The 18955-nt window shown below is 58.9% G+C and carries 17 protein-coding genes and 1 pseudogene; 2 read left to right on the forward strand and 16 right to left on the reverse strand.

Features of this window, described 5'->3' with window-relative positions; translation table 11 throughout:
• Positions 1-82: 82 nt before the first annotated feature.
• The 15 genes and pseudogenes from nuoF to AC0ZWN_RS15260 form a co-directional block, all read right to left on the reverse strand.
• Complete coding sequence (gene nuoF, locus AC0ZWN_RS15190) at positions 83-1438, reverse strand: NADH-quinone oxidoreductase subunit NuoF (RefSeq protein ID WP_007920184.1); 1356 nt, start codon at positions 1436-1438, stop codon at positions 83-85.
• On the reverse strand, positions 1435-1932 hold the full coding sequence (gene nuoE, locus AC0ZWN_RS15195; protein ID WP_007920186.1) for an NADH-quinone oxidoreductase subunit NuoE: 498 nt from the start codon (positions 1930-1932) through the stop codon (positions 1435-1437). The genes nuoF and nuoE overlap by 4 nt, the downstream gene beginning before the upstream one ends.
• Positions 1933-1934: 2 nt before the next feature.
• Positions 1935-3719, reverse strand: a complete 1785-nt coding sequence (gene nuoC, locus AC0ZWN_RS15200) for an NADH-quinone oxidoreductase subunit C/D (RefSeq protein ID WP_093434270.1) — start codon at positions 3717-3719, stop codon at positions 1935-1937.
• Positions 3720-3792: 73 nt separating this feature from the next.
• Positions 3793-4467: a NuoB/complex I 20 kDa subunit family protein gene (locus tag AC0ZWN_RS15205; protein ID WP_003223809.1), complete on the reverse strand. Its 675-nt coding sequence runs from the start codon at positions 4465-4467 to the stop codon at positions 3793-3795.
• 10 nt (positions 4468-4477) lie between these two features.
• A complete protein-coding gene (locus AC0ZWN_RS15210; protein WP_003223812.1) occupies positions 4478-4891 on the reverse strand; it encodes an NADH-quinone oxidoreductase subunit A in 414 nt (137 codons plus the stop codon).
• Positions 4892-5535: 644 nt separating this feature from the next.
• Entirely contained in the window at positions 5536-6861 is a 1326-nt protein-coding gene (gene aceA, locus AC0ZWN_RS15215) for an isocitrate lyase (RefSeq protein ID WP_102899358.1), read from the reverse strand.
• A gap of 458 nt (positions 6862-7319) precedes the next feature.
• Positions 7320-8096 carry a secretin N-terminal domain-containing protein gene (locus AC0ZWN_RS15220; protein ID WP_476335601.1) on the reverse strand — a complete coding sequence of 259 codons (777 nt, stop codon included), beginning with the start codon at positions 8094-8096 and terminating at the stop codon, positions 7320-7322.
• Between the two features lie 232 nt (positions 8097-8328).
• Entirely contained in the window at positions 8329-8754 is a 426-nt protein-coding gene (locus AC0ZWN_RS15225; protein WP_116256079.1) for a GNAT family N-acetyltransferase, read from the reverse strand.
• Complete coding sequence (locus tag AC0ZWN_RS15230; protein WP_007920198.1) at positions 8747-9916, reverse strand: ribosomal protein uL16 3-hydroxylase; 1170 nt, start codon at positions 9914-9916, stop codon at positions 8747-8749. Before AC0ZWN_RS15230 ends, AC0ZWN_RS15225 begins: the two co-directional genes overlap by 8 nt.
• 86 nt (positions 9917-10002) lie before the next feature.
• Positions 10003-11373, reverse strand: a complete 1371-nt coding sequence (gene purB, locus AC0ZWN_RS15235; RefSeq protein WP_003223822.1) for an adenylosuccinate lyase — start codon at positions 11371-11373, stop codon at positions 10003-10005.
• Positions 11374-11500: 127 nt separating this feature from the next.
• Positions 11501-12124 (reverse strand): high frequency lysogenization protein HflD, encoded by a 624-nt coding sequence (hflD, locus tag AC0ZWN_RS15240; RefSeq protein ID WP_016987411.1) that lies wholly within the window; start codon positions 12122-12124, stop codon positions 11501-11503.
• Positions 12121-13245 (reverse strand): tRNA 2-thiouridine(34) synthase MnmA, encoded by a 1125-nt coding sequence (mnmA, locus tag AC0ZWN_RS15245; protein ID WP_016987410.1) that lies wholly within the window; start codon positions 13243-13245, stop codon positions 12121-12123. The genes hflD and mnmA overlap by 4 nt, the downstream gene beginning before the upstream one ends.
• 59 nt (positions 13246-13304) lie before the next feature.
• Positions 13305-13751 (reverse strand): NUDIX hydrolase, encoded by a 447-nt coding sequence (locus AC0ZWN_RS15250; RefSeq protein WP_093434285.1) that lies wholly within the window; start codon positions 13749-13751, stop codon positions 13305-13307.
• Between the two features lie 38 nt (positions 13752-13789).
• A pseudogene (locus AC0ZWN_RS15255) lies at positions 13790-13879 on the reverse strand (metal ABC transporter ATP-binding protein); the annotation flags it as partial.
• 71 nt (positions 13880-13950) lie between these two features.
• Positions 13951-16176, reverse strand: coding sequence for an NADP-dependent isocitrate dehydrogenase (locus AC0ZWN_RS15260; protein WP_476335602.1), 2226 nt, complete (start codon positions 16174-16176; stop codon positions 13951-13953).
• A gap of 481 nt (positions 16177-16657) precedes the next feature.
• On the opposite strand from AC0ZWN_RS15260, the gene icd reads away from it, so the two are divergent.
• The gene (gene icd / locus AC0ZWN_RS15265) at positions 16658-17914 is read left to right on the forward strand and encodes an NADP-dependent isocitrate dehydrogenase (RefSeq protein ID WP_007920207.1); all 1257 of its coding nucleotides are present in this window, start codon (positions 16658-16660) and stop codon (positions 17912-17914) included.
• A gap of 86 nt (positions 17915-18000) precedes the next feature.
• On the opposite strand, the gene AC0ZWN_RS15270 is transcribed toward icd, so the two are convergent.
• Positions 18001-18321: a cold shock domain-containing protein gene (locus AC0ZWN_RS15270; protein ID WP_476335604.1), complete on the reverse strand. Its 321-nt coding sequence runs from the start codon at positions 18319-18321 to the stop codon at positions 18001-18003.
• 224 nt (positions 18322-18545) lie between these two features.
• Between AC0ZWN_RS15270 and clpS the strand changes: the two genes are divergently transcribed.
• Complete coding sequence (gene clpS, locus AC0ZWN_RS15275) at positions 18546-18929, forward strand: ATP-dependent Clp protease adapter ClpS (protein ID WP_016987405.1); 384 nt, start codon at positions 18546-18548, stop codon at positions 18927-18929.
• Positions 18930-18955: the final 26 nt, after the last annotated feature.

An 18955-nucleotide genomic window follows, 5' to 3' on the forward strand; every position in this document is an offset into this window, starting at 1 on the left:
TTATCCGTCCGAATCCAGTCAGCCCCGAAAGGCGTCATCGGACGAAAGGCGAAGGGCACGGACCCTTCGCCTTTTTAAGCGTTTACGCGCCGATTACGATCGGCCTTGCCAGAGGCGGGACGGCGGCGCTGACTGGCGCGATACCGGCTTCGAACTCTGGACGGAAGTATTTGATGGCACTGCCCAACGGTTCCACGGCACCCGGTGCGTGAGCACAGAAGGTCTTGCCCGGGCCGAGGAAGTTGACCAGACCCAGCAGGGTCTCGATGTCGCCTGGCTGACCGCGGCCTTGTTCGATGGCCATCAAGAGCTTGACGCTCCATGGCAAACCATCGCGGCACGGGGTGCAGAAACCGCACGACTCGCGAGCGAAGAACTGCTCCATGTTGCGCAGCAAAGAGACCATGTTGACGCTGTCGTCCACCGCCATGGCCAGGCCGGTACCCATACGGGTGCCCACTTTGGCGATGCCGCCGGCGTACATCTGTGCGTCGAGATGTTCTGGCAGGAGGAAACCGGTACCGGCGCCACCTGGCTGCCAGGCCTTGAGTTTGAAGCCGTCGCGCATGCCGCCGGCGTAGTCTTCGAACAACTCGCGACCGGTGACGCCGAAAGGCAGTTCCCACAGGCCCGGGTTTTTGACCTTGCCGGAGAAGCCCATGAGCTTGGTGCCCATGTCTTCGCTGCCTTCACGCGCCAACGATTTGTACCAGTCAACGCCGTCGGCAATGATCGCCGGCACGTTGCACAGGGTTTCGACGTTGTTCACGCAGGTCGGCTTGCCCCACACGCCGACAGCGGCAGGGAAGGGCGGCTTGGAGCGCGGGTTGGCGCGGCGGCCTTCGAGGGAGTTGATCAGCGCGGTTTCTTCACCGCAGATGTAACGCCCGGCGCCGGTGTGGACGAACAGCTCGAAATCGAAGCCGCTGCCGAGAATGTTTTTACCCAGCAGGCCAGCAGCCTTGGCTTCTTCCACGGCACGGTTGAGGTGCTTGGCGGCGGTGGTATATTCGCCGCGCAGGAAGATGTAGCCACGGTAGGTTTTCAGCGCGCGGGCACTGATCAGCATGCCTTCGATCAGCAGATGGGGCAGTTGCTCCATCAGCATGCGGTCTTTCCAGGTGTTCGGCTCCATTTCATCCGCGTTGCACAGCAGGTAGCGGATGTTGATGGATTCGTCTTTGGGCATCAGGCCCCACTTCACGCCCGTGGGGAAGCCTGCACCGCCGCGACCTTTGAGGCCGGCGTCTTTCACGGTCTGGACGATGGCGTCCTGATCCATGTCGGCGAAGGCTTTGCGCGCAGCGGCGTAACCGTTCTTGGCCTGGTATTCGTCGAGCCACACGGCTTCGCCGTCATCGCGCAGGCGCCAGGTCAGCGGGTGAGTCTCGGCCGAACGCTGAATGCGGTTGGCAGGACCGAAAGATGTCAGGGTCATACGTAGCCCTCGAGCAGTTTGGCGACGCCAGCAGGCTGCACATCACCAAAGGTGTCGTCGTCGATCATCAGCGCCGGTGCCTTGTCGCAGTTGCCGAGGCAGCAGACAGGCAGCAGGGTGAAACGACCGTCGGTGGTGGTCTGACCCAGGCCGATGCCCAGATTGTTCTGGATTTCGCTGACCACCGACTCGTGGCCACCGATGTAGCAGACCATGCTGTCGCAGACGCGAATGATGTGACGGCCAACCGGCTGACGGAAAATCTGGCTGTAGAACGTCGCCACACCTTCAACGTCGCTGGCCGGGATGCCGAGGATCTCGCCGATCGCGTACAAGGCGCCATCCGGCACCCAGCCGCGTTCTTTCTGAACGATCTTCAGGGCCTCGATCGACGCCGCGCGCGGGTCTTCGTAGTGATGCAGCTCGTGCTCGATGGCCGAGCGCTCGGTTTCACTGAGGGTGAAACGGTCTGTCTGGATAAGCGTGCTGTTCATGCTTAGCGGTCCACGTCGGCCATAACGAAATCGATACTACCCAGGTACGCAATCATGTCCGCGACCATGCTGCCTTTGATCACCGAAGGGATCTGTTGCAGATGCGGGAAGCTTGGAGTGCGGATCCGGGTACGGTAGCTCATGGTGCCGCCGTCGCTCGTCAGGTAATAACTGTTGATGCCCTTGGTCGCTTCGATCATCTGGAAGGATTCGTTGGCCGGCATGACCGGGCCCCACGAAACTTGCAGGAAGTGCGTGATCAAGGTTTCGATGTGCTGCAGCGTGCGCTCTTTCGGCGGCGGCGTGGTCAGCGGGTGATCCGCCTTGTACGGGCCTTCCGGCATGTTGCGCATGCACTGGTCGATGATCTTGATGCTCTGGCGCATCTCTTCGACGCGAACCATGCAGCGGTCGTAGGCATCGCCGTTGGCAGCTAGCGGTACTTCGAACTCGAAGTTTTCGTAGCCGGAGTACGGACGCGCTTTACGCAGGTCGAAATCGCAACCGGTCGAACGCAGGCCAGCACCGGTGACACCCCATTCCAGGGCTTCTTTGGTGTTGTACTGGGCGACGCCGATGGTACGGCCCTTGAGGATGCTGTTCTGCAGGGCAGCCTTGGTGTATTCGTCGAGGCGTTTTGGCAGCCATTCAACGAAGTCTTTCACCAGTTTTTCCCAGCCGCGCGGCAGGTCGTGGGCGACGCCACCGATGCGGTACCACGCCGGGTGCAGACGGAAACCGGTAATGGCTTCAATCACCGTGTACGCCTTCTGGCGGTCGGTGAAAGTGAAGAACACCGGAGTCATGGCGCCGACGTCCTGGATGTAAGTCCCGAGGAACAGCAGGTGGCTGGTGATCCGGAAGAACTCGGCCATCATGATGCGGATGACGTCGACCTTCTCAGGCACCTTGATGCCGGCCAGCTTCTCGACCGAGAGCACGTACGGCAGGTTGTTCATCACGCCGCCGAGGTAGTCGATACGGTCGGTGTACGGAATGAAGCTGTGCCAGGACTGACGCTCGGCCATCTTCTCGGCGCCACGGTGGTGGTAACCGATGTCCGGCACGCAGTCGACGATCTCTTCACCGTCCAGTTGCAGAATGATGCGGAACGCACCGTGCGCAGAAGGGTGGTTCGGGCCGAGGTTGAGGAACATGTAGTCCTCGTTCGGACCGGAACGCTTCATGCCCCAGTCTTCCGGACGGAAACGCGCGGCTTCTTCCTCGAGCTGTTGCTTGGCGAGGTTGAGGCTGTACGGATCGAATTCGGTGGCGCGCGCCGGGAAGTCCTTGCGCAGCGGGTGACCTTCCCAGGTCGGCGGCATCATGATGCGCGACAGGTGCGGGTGGCCTTTGAAGTCGATACCGAACATGTCCCAGACTTCACGCTCGTACCAGTTGGCGTTCGGCCAGATGCTGGTGACGGTCGGCAAGCTGAGGTCGCTCTCGGACAAGGCAACCTTGATCATCACGTCACTATTACGCTCGAGCGACATGAGGTGATAGAACACGGTGAACTCGGCGTCCGATGGCAGCCCTTGACGCTTGGTGCGCAGACGCTCGTCCACGCCGTGCAGGTCATAGAGCATGACGTACGGCTTGGGCAGGTTACGCAGGAAAGTCAGGACTTCGACGAGTCTGGCACGCGCCACCCACAGCACCGGCATGCCGGTGCGGGTCGGCTGGGCGGTGAACGCCTCCGGGCCAAAACGGTTGTTCAATTCAACGACCACATCCTGGTCGTCTGCCTTATAAGGCGGGATGTACAGAGCGCTGCCTGTAGTCATGGTTATTTTTTCGCTTTCGGTCAACGTAAAGAATGAAGCCAGCTTCTCGTTTCTATTTCAGAACAGATCTGGATCAGACTTCGTCAGGGCTGCGCAGGTTGGTGACTGCGATTCGCTGTTCGCGGCGCTGTTCCTTCTGCGAAGGCATGTCGGCGCGATACACGCCTTGATCACCAACGACCCAGGAAAGCGGACGACGCTCCTGTCCAATCGATTCCTGCAGCAGCATCAAGCCTTGCAGAAATGCTTCCGGACGGGGCGGGCAGCCAGGTACGTAGACGTCCACGGGCAGGAACTTGTCCACCCCTTGAACCACAGAGTAGATGTCGTACATGCCGCCGGAGTTGGCGCACGAACCCATGGAGATAACCCACTTTGGTTCGAGCATTTGCTCGTAGAGACGCTGGATGATCGGCGCCATCTTGATGAAGCAGGTACCGGCGATAACCATGAAGTCGGCCTGACGCGGCGATGCCCGGATCACTTCGGCGCCGAAGCGCGCGATGTCGTGGGGCGCCGTGAAGGCGGTGGTCATTTCCACGTAGCAGCACGACAGGCCGAAGTTGTACGGCCACAGGGAGTTTTTACGCCCCCAGTTGACCGCGCCACTCAGCACGTCTTCCAGCTTGCCCATGAAAATGTTTTTGTGAACTTGATCTTCTAACGGATCGGAAACGGTTTCCCGTTCGCCAATCGGATATTGCTCGTTAGGAGCATCGGGGTCGATCCTGGTGAGATTGTATTGCATTGCCAAAGCCTCATTGTTTCAGCTTCGCCTGCCGCTTGCGACGAGCTTCCGGAGCCCAGTCAAGGGCGCCCACTCGGAACAGGTAGACAAGACCTGCCAACAGAATTGCTATGAAAACGAGAGCTTCGACGAATCCGGTCCAGCCGCTTTCGCGGACGGACACAGACCATGCAAAGAGAAAGAGGGCTTCGATATCGAAGATCACGAAGAGCATCGCGACCAGATAGAATTTGGCTGAGAGCCGCAAGCGGGCGCCACCGGTAGGTAGCATGCCCGACTCGAACGGTTCGTTTTTGCTGCGGCCCCAGGCTTTTGACCCGAGGAGGCTGGAGACGCCAAGCATGAAGGCACACAGGCCGACGACACCCAGAAGGAAAATGGCAAAGCCCCAGTTGTGGGCCATGAGTCCTGTCGCTTCGGGCATGCTGGTAATCCTTAACAGAGAGCAAAGGTCTCTGAGCTTGATAAAGAAATAGGCAGTGACGATATGTCGCAGCAATCAATCGCGCTGATTTTATGGCTAAACACCCTGCAAGTAAAATTCCTATAGCGAAATTATTTATTGGAATAAGGACATAGCGCATCTCCAATGCCCTGCAGCCCATGCGTTGCGGGCATTAGGCGGGTTTATGCAAATAATGTTTTGTAGGGAATGTAACGAACATAGTTGTGGCTAAATGATAATTAATATCGTTTGCGGGTGTTTTGTAACTGTTTAACGGGATGTCAGTTGGGAAGTTGTCTTACTTGCACGTTACTGCAAGTAGCGACGGCGCCCGTTTTAGCGGATTTTTCTGACGGTTGTACCGCGCTGGATCAATGTTTTGATTCGCGGCTGACGCTTTTCCTGTGGGAGCGAGCTTGCTCGCGAATGCGGTTCATCATTCGACATGGATAGTGACTGACATGACGCCTTCGCGAGCAAGCTCGCTCCCACAGGGGGGTGTGGTGTCTGGAAGATTGTCTCGGGCAAAAAAAACGCCCCGAACCAGTCGGGGCGTCAGTTTTGCGGCTCTGCGGTTAGCTTTCTATACGATCCGCAAAGGCCGTTTGCTCAGCGAAGCCGAATCAGTGGAACTGTTCTTCTTCGGTCGAACCGGTCAGTGCGGTTACCGAGGACGAGCCACCTTGAATCACGGTGGTCATGTCGTCGAAGTAGCCGGTGCCCACTTCCTGCTGGTGAGCCACGAAGGTGTAACCCTTGGCGGCGTCAGCGAATTCCTGCTCCTGCAGCTTCACATAGGCAGTCATGTCGTTGCGGGCGTAGTCGTGCGCCAGGTTGAACATGCTGTGCCACATGTTGTGAATGCCGGCCAGGGTGATGAACTGGTGCTTGTAACCCATGGCGGACAGTTCGCGCTGGAACTTGGCGATGGTCGCGTCGTCGAGGTTTTTCTTCCAGTTGAAGGAAGGCGAGCAGTTGTACGACAGCAGTTGGTCCGGGTATTCCTTTTTGATCGCTTCGGCAAAGCGACGGGCTTCTTCCAGATCCGGCTTGGCGGTTTCGCACCAGATCAGGTCGGCGTACGGCGCGTAGGCCAGGCCGCGAGCGATGGCTTGATCGAGGCCGGCACGGACCTTGTAGAAACCTTCCTGAGTGCGCTCGCCAGTCACGAACGGCTGGTCGTACGGGTCGCAATCGGAAGTCAGCAGGTCAGCAGCGTTAGCGTCGGTACGGGCCAGGATGATGGTCGGGGTACCGGCAACGTCAGCAGCCAGACGAGCAGCGGTCAGCTTCTGTACGGCTTCTTGAGTTGGAACCAGTACTTTGCCGCCCATGTGGCCGCATTTTTTCACGGAAGCCAGTTGGTCTTCGAAGTGAACGCCGGCGGCGCCTGCTTCGATCATGCTCTTCATCAGCTCGTAGGCGTTCAGCACGCCGCCGAAACCGGCTTCGGCGTCAGCCACGATTGGCGCGAAGTAGTCGATGTAGCCATCGTCGCCCGGGTTCTTGCCGGCTTTCCATTGGATCTGGTCAGCACGACGGAACGAGTTGTTGATGCGCTTGACCACGGTTGGCACCGAGTCCACCGGGTACAGCGACTGGTCCGGGTACATGGATTCTGCGGAGTTGTTGTCCGCAGCCACTTGCCAGCCCGACAGGTAGATTGCCTGGATGCCGGCTTTAACTTGCTGAACAGCCTGGCCGCCAGTCAAAGCGCCCATGCAGTTGACGAAATCTTTCTCAGGACGGAAGGACGGCTTGGCACCCTGGGTGACCAGGTTCCACAGCTTGTCGGCGCCCATTTTTGCAAAGGTGTGCTCAGGTTGAACCGAGCCACGCAGACGGACGACGTCAGCAGCGGAGTAAGTGCGTGTCACGCCTTTCCAGCGCGGGTTTTCAGCCCAGTCTTTTTCGAGGGCTGCAATTTGCTGTTCGCGTGTCAGTGCCATGGAGATAAACCTCGTCGCGTCTTTATGAAAAGTTGTTCTGCGGTGGAAAATTCCTGCGCTCGCTGACCAGAAGCTTAGGTGGTCAAGTCGGATTCGGCGGGGTAGGCGACGGGATGAACGATGGGCTCGAGGGGAAGTGAGCAGGTAGTGGCGGACTGCGGGCGCATTCGGGCGTCGTGGGCCTCTATACGGTCTACAGTGTGATGCCGGGTTACCTAATTACGCTTCCGTCCCTCGGGACAACTTCGTTCCAGTCGGCAACCTCGTCAAACACACCTTGTGGGCGGTACAGACACGAAGCGGTTCGCGGGGTAGGTGCGAACATCGCTTCGAAGGCCCTTGCCAGGGCCTCTGATTAGCGGGAGCGAGGCCATCATGCCTTCGCTTTTTTACCCCGTCAAACGTTTTGTAGTGCTTTTTTTTAGGCACTACATCTTTCGTCTAATACGACTAATCAGTCAGTTTTCGGTGCTTTGGTCCAGGGCGTCGACTTTGACCCGCAAGGTCATGTCATCCCGGCCTTGAGTCGAGTAGCTGCGGGTCAGGCCCTGTTTGTCGGCCTGAGTCTGGCGATTGACGCCGGCGAGGGTGATCCACTCGCCGAGGCGCCCGCTGACAGTTGTGTCGGTGCTTTGCACGTTCACTACATCGGGACGTTCCTGACTCATGCGGTCACGGTTGGTACTGATCGCCAGGTGAACGATGTCGCCAGTGACGCTGGCGGTGACATAGAAACCCTGGGTGACGTTGCGGTATTGCGTCTGGCTGTTGTAACCGCCGTAGGAATCGCTCTGAACATTGGTGATCGGAACGCTCTGGCCAACCTGAATCAGCGCCGGCATGCCATCGGTGGCCTGAACTTGCTGGACGCCGCCCTCACGGCTGGCGGTGCTGCGGCTGATGATGCGGGTCTGGTTTGGTTGAGCGCCGTTGACTGAATAGCCTTCGTCGCCACGGCCATTGTTTTCATTGGTGTCGACGGTGATCAGCAGGCGTTTCGGCGCCGTGTCGAGTTGGGTGATCAGTGCCTTGAGTTCCTGAATCTTGTCCGGCTCGGCCTTGATGATCAGCTGGTTGCCGTAGGCGCTGACCTGACCATCCTTGCCGAGGAAGTCTTGCGCCATCGGCAGCATGTCAGTGCTGGTGCGGTAATTGAGGGGCACGATTTCTGTGGCTGCCATCACCGAAAAACTGCAACCGAGCAGCAGGGTGGTGAGCAGGGTGCGTAGGGACATGTCCGTTATCTCCGCTTTCGAAAGGCTTGATATTGCCAGTTTGTCGGCCTTGGGTGGGGCAAGTTGAATCGTAGACAGCAAAACGCCCCGGCATCGGTTGATGTCGGGGCGTGATCGTTCCCACGCTCTGCGTGGGAATGCAGCCAGTGACGCTCTGCGTCACATGCCGCAAGGGACGCGGAGCGTCCCGAGAGGCATTCCCACGCAGAGCGTGGGAATGATCAGGGAGAGCTCAGACCGAATGCCGAACCATGTCGACATGCGGAATCCCGGCTTCGAGGAATTCCTCGCTGATCAGGCTGAAGCCGAGGCGCTCATAGAACGCCGTGGCCTGCACCTGAGCGCTGAGCATTTGCTGCTTCAAGCCACGCGCTTCAGCTTCAGCGATGACTGCTTGCATCAGCGCATCACCCACCTTCATCCCGCGCCAGTCTTTCAGTACCGAAACCCGGCCAATGTGCCCATCAGGCAACAGGCGCGCAGTACCAATCGGAAAGTCGCCTTCAAACGCCAGAAAATGCACGGCGGTCGCGTCATCCGCGTCCCACTCCAGCTCAGGTGGCACCGATTGTTCGGCGATGAACACCGTTTCACGAATGCGCCGGATCTCGGCGATGTCCTTCTGCCAGTCTGCGACACGAACGCGAATTTTATTCATCAGCGAACCCCAGGCTCCCTTGCTTGACTAACTGGCACAGCAGGCCGCAAGCGTCTTCGTCGTTCAGCCACTCACCGAGGTTGTCAGTGTGCAGGGCGTCAGCGGCGCAGATCAGCTTCAACAGTTCGCGCAGCTTGCCCGGCAGGTAACGGCTCTGGCCGCTGGCGAACAGCAGCAGGTCGTCATCGACTTCCGACCAGGCCAGGCGCGCACTCGGGTTGCGGATCAGAATGGCGCCATCCTGCAGGGCAGCGAGGAAATCTTCTTCTTCGATTTCTTCCGGGCCGGCCACCAGTTCCGGATAGCGTGGCTCGGTCATGTACTGGCCGAACCAGGTCAGCAGCAGGCGTTCGTCGCTCATGTGCTCGGCGAGCAGGGCTTTCAGGCGATCCAGTGCATCGTGCTGAATCTGGTGTGGATCGGCTGCAGGCTGTGCGTCGGCGTCGGTGTAGCGCTCTTCATCAGTCAGGAACTGGCTGAGGAAGTCGGTGAAGTGAGTCAGCACTTCGGAAGCGCTTGGTGCGCGGAAGCCGACCGAGTAGGTCATGCAGTTATCGACCGCGACACCGCAGTGCGCCAAGCGCGGCGGCAGGTAGAGCATGTCGCCCGGTTCCAGGACCCATTCTTCGGTCTCGTGGAATTCAGCGAGGATGCGCAGGTCCGCGTGTTGCAGCAGCGGGCTCTCGGAATCGCACATCTGGCCGATTTTCCAGTTGCGCTTGCCGTGGCCTTGCAGCAGGAACACGTCGTAGTTGTCGAAGTGCGGACCAACGCTGCCACCCGGAGCGGCGAAGCTGATCATCACGTCGTCCACGCGCCAGCTCGGCAGGAAACGGAAGTTTTCCAGCAGTTCGCTGACTTCCGGGACGAATTGGTCGACGGCTTGAACCAGCAGGGTCCACTCTTTTTCCGGCAGTTTGCTGAATTCGTCTTCTGCGAACGGGCCGCGACGCAGTTCCCATGGACGCTCGCCGTGCTCGATCACCAGGCGCGATTCGACTTCTTCTTCCAGGGCCAGGCCGGCCAGTTCGTCGGCGTCGATCGGGCTTTCGAAGTCAGGAATCGCCTGACGGATCAGCAGTGGCTTTTTCTGCCAGTAGTCGCGCAGGAATTCGCGTGCTGTGAGGCCGCCCAGAAGTTGAAGAGGAATATCGGAATTCATATGTAACCTATTGAAAAAAAGCACTTTTCAGACGGGAATAAAAACGCCCGGCGCGGCCGGGCGTCTCAAACGGATCAAGCGGTCGATCAGATGCGTTTGGCTTGCGCTACAGCGTTGCCGATGTAGTTGGCCGGGGTCAGTTGCTTGAGCTCGGCTTTCGCTTCGGCAGGCATGTCCAGGCCATCGATGAAAGTCTGCAACGCTTCAGGGCTGATGCCCTTGCCGCGGGTCAGTTCTTTCAGCTTCTCGTACGGGTTTTCGATGTTGTAGCGGCGCATCACGGTCTGGATCGGCTCAGCCAGCACTTCCCAGCAAGCGTCGAGGTCAGCGGCAATCTTCTGCTCGTTGAGCTCCAGTTTGCTGATGCCTTTGAGGCTGGCTTCGTACGCGATCACGCTGTGGGCGAAGCCGACACCGAGGTTACGCAGTACGGTGGAGTCGGTCAGGTCGCGCTGCCAGCGGGAGATCGGCAGTTTGCTCGCCAGGTGCTGGAACAGTGCGTTGGCGATGCCCAGGTTGCCTTCGGAGTTTTCGAAGTCGATCGGGTTGACCTTGTGCGGCATGGTCGACGAACCGATTTCGCCAGCGATGGTGCGCTGCTTGAAATAACCCAGGGAGATGTAGCCCCAGATGTCACGGTCGAAGTCGATCAGGATGGTGTTGAAGCGCGCGATCGCGTCGAACAGCTCGGCGATGTAGTCGTGCGGTTCGATCTGCGTGGTGTACGGGTTGAAGCCCAGGCCCAGCTCGTCTTCGATGAAGGCGCGGGCGTTGGCTTCCCAGTCGATCTGCGGGTAGGCCGACAGGTGTGCGTTGTAGTTACCGACAGCGCCGTTGATCTTGCCCAGCAGCGGCACGGCAGCGACTTGAGCGATCTGACGCTCGAGACGGTAAACCACGTTCGCCAGCTCTTTACCCAAAGTAGTCGGGGAGGCCGGTTGACCGTGGGTGCGCGACAGCATTGGCACGTCAGCGAAACGGATGGCCAGTTCGCGGATGGCGTTGGCGGTCTGGCGCATCAGCGGCAGCATCACGTCGTCACGGCCTTCGCGCAGCATCAGGGCGTGGGACAGGTTGTTGATGTCTTCACTGGTGCAGGCAAAGTGGATGAACTCGCTGACCTTGGCCAGCTCCGGCAGCTTGGCCGCCTGCTCTTTGAGCAGGTATTCGATCGCTTTGACGTCGTGGTTGGTGGTGCGCTCGATCTCTTTGACGCGCTCGGCGTGCTCCAGCGAGAAGTTTTCAGCCAGTTCATTGAGAACGGCGTTGGCCTCGGCGGAGAAGGCTGGCACTTCAGGGATACCAGCGTGGGCGGCCAGGCGCTGGAGCCAGCGCACTTCAACCAGAACACGGGCACGGATCAGGCCGTACTCGCTGAAAATCGGGCGCAGGGCCTGGGTTTTGCCGGCGTAGCGGCCGTCAACAGGGGAAACCGCAGTGAGCGAAGAAAGCTGCATGGGGTGTTCTCGGACAGTCGGGCAACGAAATGGGGCGCGTATCATACATGAAAAAATCCGCCGGTCCGTTGCCAACTGACCGGCGTATTACGCGTTACAGACTACAAAGCTTTTATTGCGCGGCGATTTACTCGCTGCGCATCAACGGATACAGCTCTTTGAGCAGCTTGCGCCGGCTGATCACCAGCTGCCAGCGATGCCCGCCGAGCTGCCGCCACAGGCGCGCCGAACGAATGCCGGCAAGCAGCAGGGCGCGAATTTTCGAGGCGTTGCTTGGCTGCTGCAGATTGCGCATGTCGCCATGCACCTGAATGCGTTGGCGCAAGGTGCTCAGGGTGTCCTGGTACAGCGCGCCGCAAGCCGCGACCACGTTTTCGTGGGCCGGGCCGAAATGCTCGACCTGCGACTGGATCTGCGGCAAGCGCTTGCCGATGATGTCGAGCATGTCGTTGCGCTTGGCCAGTTGACGTTCCAGGCCGAGCATCGACAGGGCATAACGCAGCGGCTCGCGTTGCAGCGTGCTCGGGTCGCGTTCAAGGGCGCCAATCAGTGCACGGTAACCTTCGCGCAAATTGATGTCGTCGCCGCCGTACACGTCCAGCGTGTCCTTCGGGTCGCGCACGAGCAGGCTGCCGAGCATGCAGCTCAGGCCGGCCTCGCTGGTCTGGCCGGTCTTGGCGATCCGGTCGACCAGCACGGCGGCGAGAAACACGCCGCCGAGCGCCGTCAGTTGCTCCTGAGTCGGGCTCATGCCTGGCCGCTCCACGGCTCGGCCACTTCGATCACGCCGCCACCGAGGCAGATTTCACCGTCGTAGAACACCACCGATTGGCCCGGCGTCACCGCGCGTTGCGGTTCATCGAACACGGCACGGTAGCCGTTGGCGGTTTTTTCCAAGGTGCAGGCTTGATCGCTCTGGCGATAACGCACTTTCGCGGTCAGGCGCAGCGGCTGGCTCAGGTCGATCGGGTTGACCCAATAGATTTCCGAAGCAAGCAGGGCGCCGGAGAACAGCCACGGATGGTTGTTGCCCTGGCCGACGATCAGCTCGTTGGTGTCGAGATCCTTGCGCAGCACGTACCAAGGCTCATCGCCGGCGTCTTTCAAACCGCCGATGCCCAGACCTTGGCGCTGACCGATGGTGTGGTACATCAAGCCGTGGTGACGGCCGATGACTTCGCCTTCGGTGGTTTTGATTTCGCCCGGTTGCGCCGGCAGGTATTGCTTGAGGAAGTCGCTGAAGCGACGCTCGCCGATGAAGCAGATCCCGGTGGAATCCTTCTTCTTGGCGGTGGCCAGCTCGTATTTCTCGGCAATGGCGCGCACTTCCGGCTTTTCCAGTTCGCCGACCGGGAACAGGGTCTTGGCGATCTGTTCGCCGCCAACGGCGTGCAGGAAGTAGCTCTGATCCTTGTTCGGATCGAGGCCTTTGAGCAGTTCGGTGCGGCCATCGATGTCGCGACGACGCACGTAGTGACCGGTGGCGATCAGGTCGGCGCCGAGCATCATGGCGTAGTCGAGGAACGCCTTGAACTTGATCTCGCGGTTGCAGAGGATGTCCGGGTTCGGCGTACGGCCGGCCTTGTATTCGGCGAGGAAATGCTCGAACACGTTGTCCCAGTACTCGGCGGCGAAGTTGGCAGTGTGCAGCTTGATGCCGATCTTGTCGCAGACAGCCTGAGCATCCGCCAGGTCGTCCATGGCGGTGCAGTATTCCGTTCCGTCGTCTTCTTCCCAGTTCTTCATGAACAGGCCTTCCACTTCAAAGCCCTGCTCGATCAGCAGGAGAGCGGAAACGGAAGAGTCCACGCCGCCGGACATGCCGACAATGACGCGCTTCTTGGATGTGTCAGAAGGGGCTGGATCACGCATAGGGATTCAATGAGTGTCTTGAAAAAGGACGCGATTCTAGCAGGCTCGCGGCCTCAAGGCTAAAGAGAAGGGCGGATCAGTTCGAGGCTGAAGTGATGGCCGGCCAGATAATCGTCGATGCAACGGATGATCAGCTCGCTGCGCCAGTTGTCGCGTTGAGCCATTAATTCGTCACGGGTCAGCCACTTGGCGCCGACGATGCCGTCATCGAGCTGGTAGTCGGGGTGGTGTTGCACGGCTTTGGCGCTGAAGCACACGCGCTGGTAAGTCACGCCGTTGCTCGGTGCGGTGTACAGGTAAATGCCGATCACGCCGGTAGGTTCGACGTCCCAGCCGGTTTCTTCGAGGGTCTCGCGCACGGCGGCGTCGATCAGGGTTTCGTCCGGGTCGAGATGGCCGGCGGGCTGGTTGAGCACGTTACGCCCAGCCTTGTGTTCCTCGACCATCAGGAAGCGGCCGTTGTCCTCGACGATGGTGGCGACGGTGATGTGGGGGAGCCATTCCATAAAACCTTCCTCAATCTATTGGTTGAAACCCATTCCCATTGTGGGAGCGAGCTTGCTCGCGAATGCGGTTTATCATTCAACATTTTCGTTGACTGACTCGCCGCCTTCGCGAGCAAGCTCGCTCCCACAGGGGAAGTGTCAACTCTGAAAGCACAAACCCCGGCACGAGGCCGGGGTTTGTGATGTTCCCTTTACAACCTTAAACCAGCGCAGCAATCGCCGCGTTGAGAGTTGCGCTTGGGCGCATGGCCTTGCTGATCAGCTCGGCATTGGCGTGGTAGTAACCGCCGATGTCGACTGGCTTGCCCTGAACGGCGTTGAGCTCGGCAACGATGGTTGCTTCGTTCTCGGTCAGGGTTTTGGCCAGGGTCGCGAACTGCGCTTGCAGTGCAGCGTCTTCAGTCTGGGCAGCCAGGGCCTGGGCCCAGTACATCGCCAGATAGAAGTGGCTGCCGCGGTTGTCGATGTTGCCGACTTTGCGCGATGGCGACTTGTTGTTGTCGAGGAACTGGCCGGTGGCCTGATCCAGGGTTTTCGACAGCACCAAGGCTTTCGGGTTGTTGTAGTTCACACCCAGGTGCTCAAGGGACGCTGCCAGTGCGAGGAACTCGCCCAGCGAATCCCAGCGCAGGAAGTTCTCTTCAACCAGTTGCTGCACGTGCTTCGGTGCCGAACCGCCGGCGCCGGTTTCGAACAGGCCACCGCCGTTCATCAGCGGCACGATCGACAGCATCTTGGCGCTGGTGCCCAGTTCCATGATCGGGAACAGGTCGGTCAGGTAGTCGCGCAGTACGTTGCCGGTCACCGAAATGGTGTCCTTGCCTTCGCGGGTGCGCTGCAGGGTGTACTTCATGGCGTCGACCGGCGCCATGATCTGGATGTCCAGACCGGTGGTGTCGTGATCCTTCAGGTAAGCCTGAACTTTCTCGATCACTACGCCATCGTGAGCGCGCATCGGGTCCAGCCAGAAGATCGCTGGCGTGCTGCTCGCGCGAGCACGGTTGACGGCCAGTTTGACCCAGTCCTGGATCGGCGCGTCTTTGGTCTGGCACATGCGGAAGATGTCGCCGGCTTCAACAGCCTGTTCCATCAGCAGGTTGCCCTTGCTGTCGGTGACGCGAACGACGCCGTCAGCCTTGATCTGGAAAGTCTTGTCGTGCGAGCCGTATTCTTCGGCTTTCTTCGCCATCAGGCCAACGTTTGGCACGCTGCCCATGGTGGTCGGATCGAAAGCGCCATTGGCTTTGCAATCTTCGATCACAGCCTGGTAGATGGTCGCGTAGCAACGATCCGGGATCACCGCCTTGGTGTCGTGCAGTTGACCGTCGGTGCCCCACATTTTGCCGGAGTCACGGATCATTGCCGGCATTGAGGCGTCGACAATAACGTCGCTCGGCACGTGCAGGTTGGTGATGCCTTTGTCGGAGTTGACCATCGCCAGCGATGGACGAGCAGCGTAGACGGCGGCCATGTCGGCTTCGATCTGCGCTTGCTGCTCGGCCGGCAGGGCTTTGATGCGCGCGTACAGATCGCCGATGCCGTTGTTCAGGTTGAAGCCGATCTCGGCCAGCACGTCAGCGTGCTTGGTCAGGGCGTCTTTATAGAACTCGGCAACGATCTGGCCGAACATGATCGGGTCGGAGACCTTCATCATGGTTGCTTTCAAGTGAACCGAAAGCAGCACGCCCTGGACCTTGGCGCTGTCGATTTCAGCAGCGATGAACGCGCGCAGGGCGTTTTTGCTCATCACGGCGCAGTCGAGGATCTCGCCGGCCTGAACGGTGGTTTTTTCTTTCAGAACGGTAGCGGTGCCGTCCTTGGCGATCAGCTCGATCTTCACGGCGTCAGCGGCGTCGATCAGGGCAGCTTTTTCGCTGCCGTAGAAATCGCCGGTGCTCATGTGAGCGACGTGGGACTTGGAGTCTTTGGCCCAGGCGCCCATTTTGTGCGGGTGCTTGCGCGCGTAGTTCTTCACCGACAGCGGTGCACGACGGTCGGAGTTGCCTTCACGCAGAACCGGGTTCACGGCGCTGCCCTTGACCTTGTCGTAACGCGCCTTGGCGTCTTTGTCGGCGTCGCTGGTCACGGTTTCCGGATAGTCCGGCAGGTTGTAACCCTGAGCTTGCAGCTCTTTGATCGCGGCTTGCAGCTGTGGCACCGAAGCGCTGATGTTCGGCAGCTTGATGATGTTGGCTTCAGGCGTAACGGCCAGGTCGCCCAGTTCGGCGAGGTGGTCGGCTACGGCTTTGTCGCCCAGTTGCTCGGGGAAGCTGGCCAGAATACGTGCTGCAAGAGAGATATCGCGGGTTTCCACGGCGATATCGGCCGAGGCGGTGTAAGCCTCGATGATCGGCAGCAGGGAATAGGTGGCGAGGGCTGGAGCTTCGTCGGTGAAGGTATAGATGATCTTCGAGCGGGTGGGCATATTCGGATTAACTCTCTCTTCTTTGCTAAAGCGTGCGCAGAAACTCGAGGGGCGCCGGGTAAGCGCGTTCGTTCAAAGTCATCCATGAACCGAATGTCGAGAATCTTCGCGGTGATGTTGGGTGCATCAGTAGAGCGTCAAGCAGTCGGACTGCGGTAACAACCCGACCAATCAGGCGGAAAGTCTCGTGCTAGAGAGGCCAGCCGTCGTGACCCTGTGGTCAGCGGGCGGCATTATACATAGGTAGCTGGCAATCTGCCGATGGTTCATATGCAACGATTCTCGTCCATTGGTCTAAAGGTCGCAGGGCGGGGTCGGGCGTAGAGTCGTCGCGAATGCTTGAGTTTGGCGCTTTTCCCTTTGCTTTCAGGCTTGTACGAAACGAGATGTAGGCGCGCCACGAACAGAGGGTTTGCGTGTTGATTTAACTGGGTTACGCTCGGACCAAGCCAGATGTTCAATCCAAACAATGGAGTTCAGCATGGGTTACAAGAAGATTCAGGTTCCAGCCGTCGGCGACAAAATCACCGTCAATGCAGACCATTCTCTCAATGTTCCTGATAACCCGATCATCCCCTTCATCGAAGGTGACGGCATTGGTGTCGACATCAGCCCGGTGATGATCAAGGTTGTCGATGCTGCAGTTCAAAAGGCATACGGCGGTAAACGCAAGATTTCCTGGATGGAAGTCTACGCCGGGGAAAAAGCCACTCAGGTTTATGATCAGGACACCTGGCTGCCTCAGGAAACTCTCGATGCAGTCAAGGATTACGTGGTTTCCATCAAAGGCCCGCTGACCACTCCGGTCGGTGGCGGTATCCGCTCGCTGAACGTGGCCCTGCGTCAGCAACTCGACCTGTACGTCTGCCTGCGCCCGGTGCGCTGGTTCGAAGGTGTGCCAAGCCCGGTGAAAAAGCCCGGCGACGTCGACATGACCATTTTCCGCGAGAACTCCGAAGACATCTATGCGGGCATTGAGTGGAAGGCCGGTTCGCCGGAAGCCACCAAAGTCATCAAGTTCCTTAAAGAAGAAATGGGCGTCACCAAGATCCGTTTCGACGAAAACTGCGGCATCGGCGTCAAGCCGGTTTCGCTGGAAGGCACCAAGCGTCTGGCGCGCAAGGCCCTGCAATATGTGGTCGATAACGACCGCGATTCGCTGACCATCGTGCACAAAGGCAACATCATGAAGTTCACCGAAGGTGCCTTCAAAGAGTGGGCCTACGAAGTGGCCGCTGAAGAATTCGGCGCGACTCTGCTCGACGGCGGTCCGTGGATGCAGTTCAAAAACCCGAAAACCGGCAAGAACGTTGTGGTCAAAGATGCCATCGCCGACGCCATGCTCCAGCAGATCCTGCTGCGCCCGGCCGAATACGATGTGATCGCGACCCTCAACCTGAACGGCGACTACCTCTCCGACGCCCTGGCGGCGGAAGTGGGCGGTATCGGCATCGCGCCGGGCGCCAACCTGTCCGACACCGTGGCGATGTTCGAGGCCACCCACGGTACTGCGCCGAAGTACGCCGGCAAGGATCAGGTCAACCCGGGTTCGCTGATTCTCTCTGCAGAGATGATGCTGCGCCACATGGGCTGGACCGAAGCGGCGGATCTGATCATCAAGGGCACCAACGGCGCTATTTCGGCCAAGACTGTGACCTATGACTTCGAGCGTCTGATGGACGGGGCCAAGCTGGTTTCGTCTTCGGGCTTTGGCGATGCGCTGATTTCGCATATGTAAAACGCGGGCACATAAAAACCGCCTGATTCTTCATTGAGTCAGGCGGTTTTTTATTGCTTGGGGTATTCAGGTGAAGATCAGTCAGCTCACGCTTTGGCAGTTGCGGCAGCGGCAGCGGCAGCGGCAGCGGCAGCGGCAGCGCCAAAAGCAGCACTCTCAGCGGGGCTGGATGGTTCAATGATGACGTTTGTGATTTTTAGGGCATGCAGCCCCTTGGGGCCTTGAACAATCTCAAAACTCACCAGTTGTCCAGCCTTGAGGGTTCTATACCCGTCCATCTGAATGGCGGAGTAGTGCGCAAAGAAATCAATCTCTTTTCCGTCTTCATCGCGGCCTTCGCGGGCGTCGGTATTGATAAAGCCGAATCCCTTGGCATTGTTGAACCATTTCACCTTGCCGACAGCCATGCTCAAATCCCTCTGCAACAGACTCCATCGCTGGAGTATCATCCAATTCATCCGCAATCTTATTCGTTAAAAGAATTGACTCCGCGGATCTTTTTTACCCACTGTGGGTTCTATTGGTTGTAACACCGTTTTCCCGATAGTCAAGGTGACCGGGCAGTCGGAGTTGAAAACGTGGACAGCCGCCCCCACCACTGTATTTGCACAACTGACGAACCTTTCTTTCCATGCATGCAATCAGCCAGATTCGACTAACATTCAATCAGGATCGCCCGCTTCTCCAAAAGGATCTTCCAGAGGAGCACGACGACGATTCGGCAGGCGTTGCTGTTCAGGAAGCAAAGCCTGCGTTACAGGCGCCGCCGATGTACAAGGTGGTTTTGTTTAATGATGACTACACACCGATGGATTTCGTCGTCGAAGTGCTCGAGGTGTTTTTTAACCTGAATCGCGAGCTGGCGACCAAGGTCATGCTGGCCGTCCACACAGAAGGGCGGGCAGTATGTGGAGTGTTTACCCGCGACATCGCCGAGACAAAGGCCATGCAGGTCAACCAGTACGCCAGGGAAAGCCAGCATCCGCTACTCTGTGAAATCGAGAAGGACGGTTAATCGCCGACCACTTGGGTATGAGGTGA

This window comes from Pseudomonas sp. 3B-A001-10F (assembly GCF_056313565.1).

Excerpts from the sequence above, each read along its gene's own strand:
- nuoF (WP_007920184.1), bottom strand. The coding sequence starts at position 1,438 with ATGACCCTGACATCTTTCGGTCCTGCCAACCGCATTCAGCGTTCGGCC.
- nuoE (WP_007920186.1), bottom strand. The coding sequence starts at position 1,932 with ATGAACAGCACGCTTATCCAGACAGACCGTTTCACCCTCAGTGAAACC.
- nuoC (WP_093434270.1), bottom strand. The coding sequence starts at position 3,719 with ATGACTACAGGCAGCGCTCTGTACATCCCGCCTTATAAGGCAGACGAC.
- AC0ZWN_RS15205 (WP_003223809.1), bottom strand. The coding sequence starts at position 4,467 with ATGCAATACAATCTCACCAGGATCGACCCCGATGCTCCTAACGAGCAA.
- AC0ZWN_RS15210 (WP_003223812.1), bottom strand. The coding sequence starts at position 4,891 with ATGCCCGAAGCGACAGGACTCATGGCCCACAACTGGGGCTTTGCCATT.
- aceA (WP_102899358.1), bottom strand. The coding sequence starts at position 6,861 with ATGGCACTGACACGCGAACAGCAAATTGCAGCCCTCGAAAAAGACTGG.
- AC0ZWN_RS15220 (WP_476335601.1), bottom strand. The coding sequence starts at position 8,096 with ATGTCCCTACGCACCCTGCTCACCACCCTGCTGCTCGGTTGCAGTTTT.
- AC0ZWN_RS15225 (WP_116256079.1), bottom strand. The coding sequence starts at position 8,754 with ATGAATAAAATTCGCGTTCGTGTCGCAGACTGGCAGAAGGACATCGCC.
- AC0ZWN_RS15230 (WP_007920198.1), bottom strand. The coding sequence starts at position 9,916 with ATGAATTCCGATATTCCTCTTCAACTTCTGGGCGGCCTCACAGCACGC.
- purB (WP_003223822.1), bottom strand. The coding sequence starts at position 11,373 with ATGCAGCTTTCTTCGCTCACTGCGGTTTCCCCTGTTGACGGCCGCTAC.
- hflD (WP_016987411.1), bottom strand. The coding sequence starts at position 12,124 with ATGAGCCCGACTCAGGAGCAACTGACGGCGCTCGGCGGCGTGTTTCTC.
- mnmA (WP_016987410.1), bottom strand. The coding sequence starts at position 13,245 with ATGCGTGATCCAGCCCCTTCTGACACATCCAAGAAGCGCGTCATTGTC.
- AC0ZWN_RS15250 (WP_093434285.1), bottom strand. The coding sequence starts at position 13,751 with ATGGAATGGCTCCCCCACATCACCGTCGCCACCATCGTCGAGGACAAC.
- AC0ZWN_RS15260 (WP_476335602.1), bottom strand. The coding sequence starts at position 16,176 with ATGCCCACCCGCTCGAAGATCATCTATACCTTCACCGACGAAGCTCCA.
- icd (WP_007920207.1), top strand. The coding sequence starts at position 16,658 with ATGGGTTACAAGAAGATTCAGGTTCCAGCCGTCGGCGACAAAATCACC.
- AC0ZWN_RS15270 (WP_476335604.1), bottom strand. The coding sequence starts at position 18,321 with ATGGCTGTCGGCAAGGTGAAATGGTTCAACAATGCCAAGGGATTCGGC.
- clpS (WP_016987405.1), top strand. The coding sequence starts at position 18,546 with ATGCATGCAATCAGCCAGATTCGACTAACATTCAATCAGGATCGCCCG.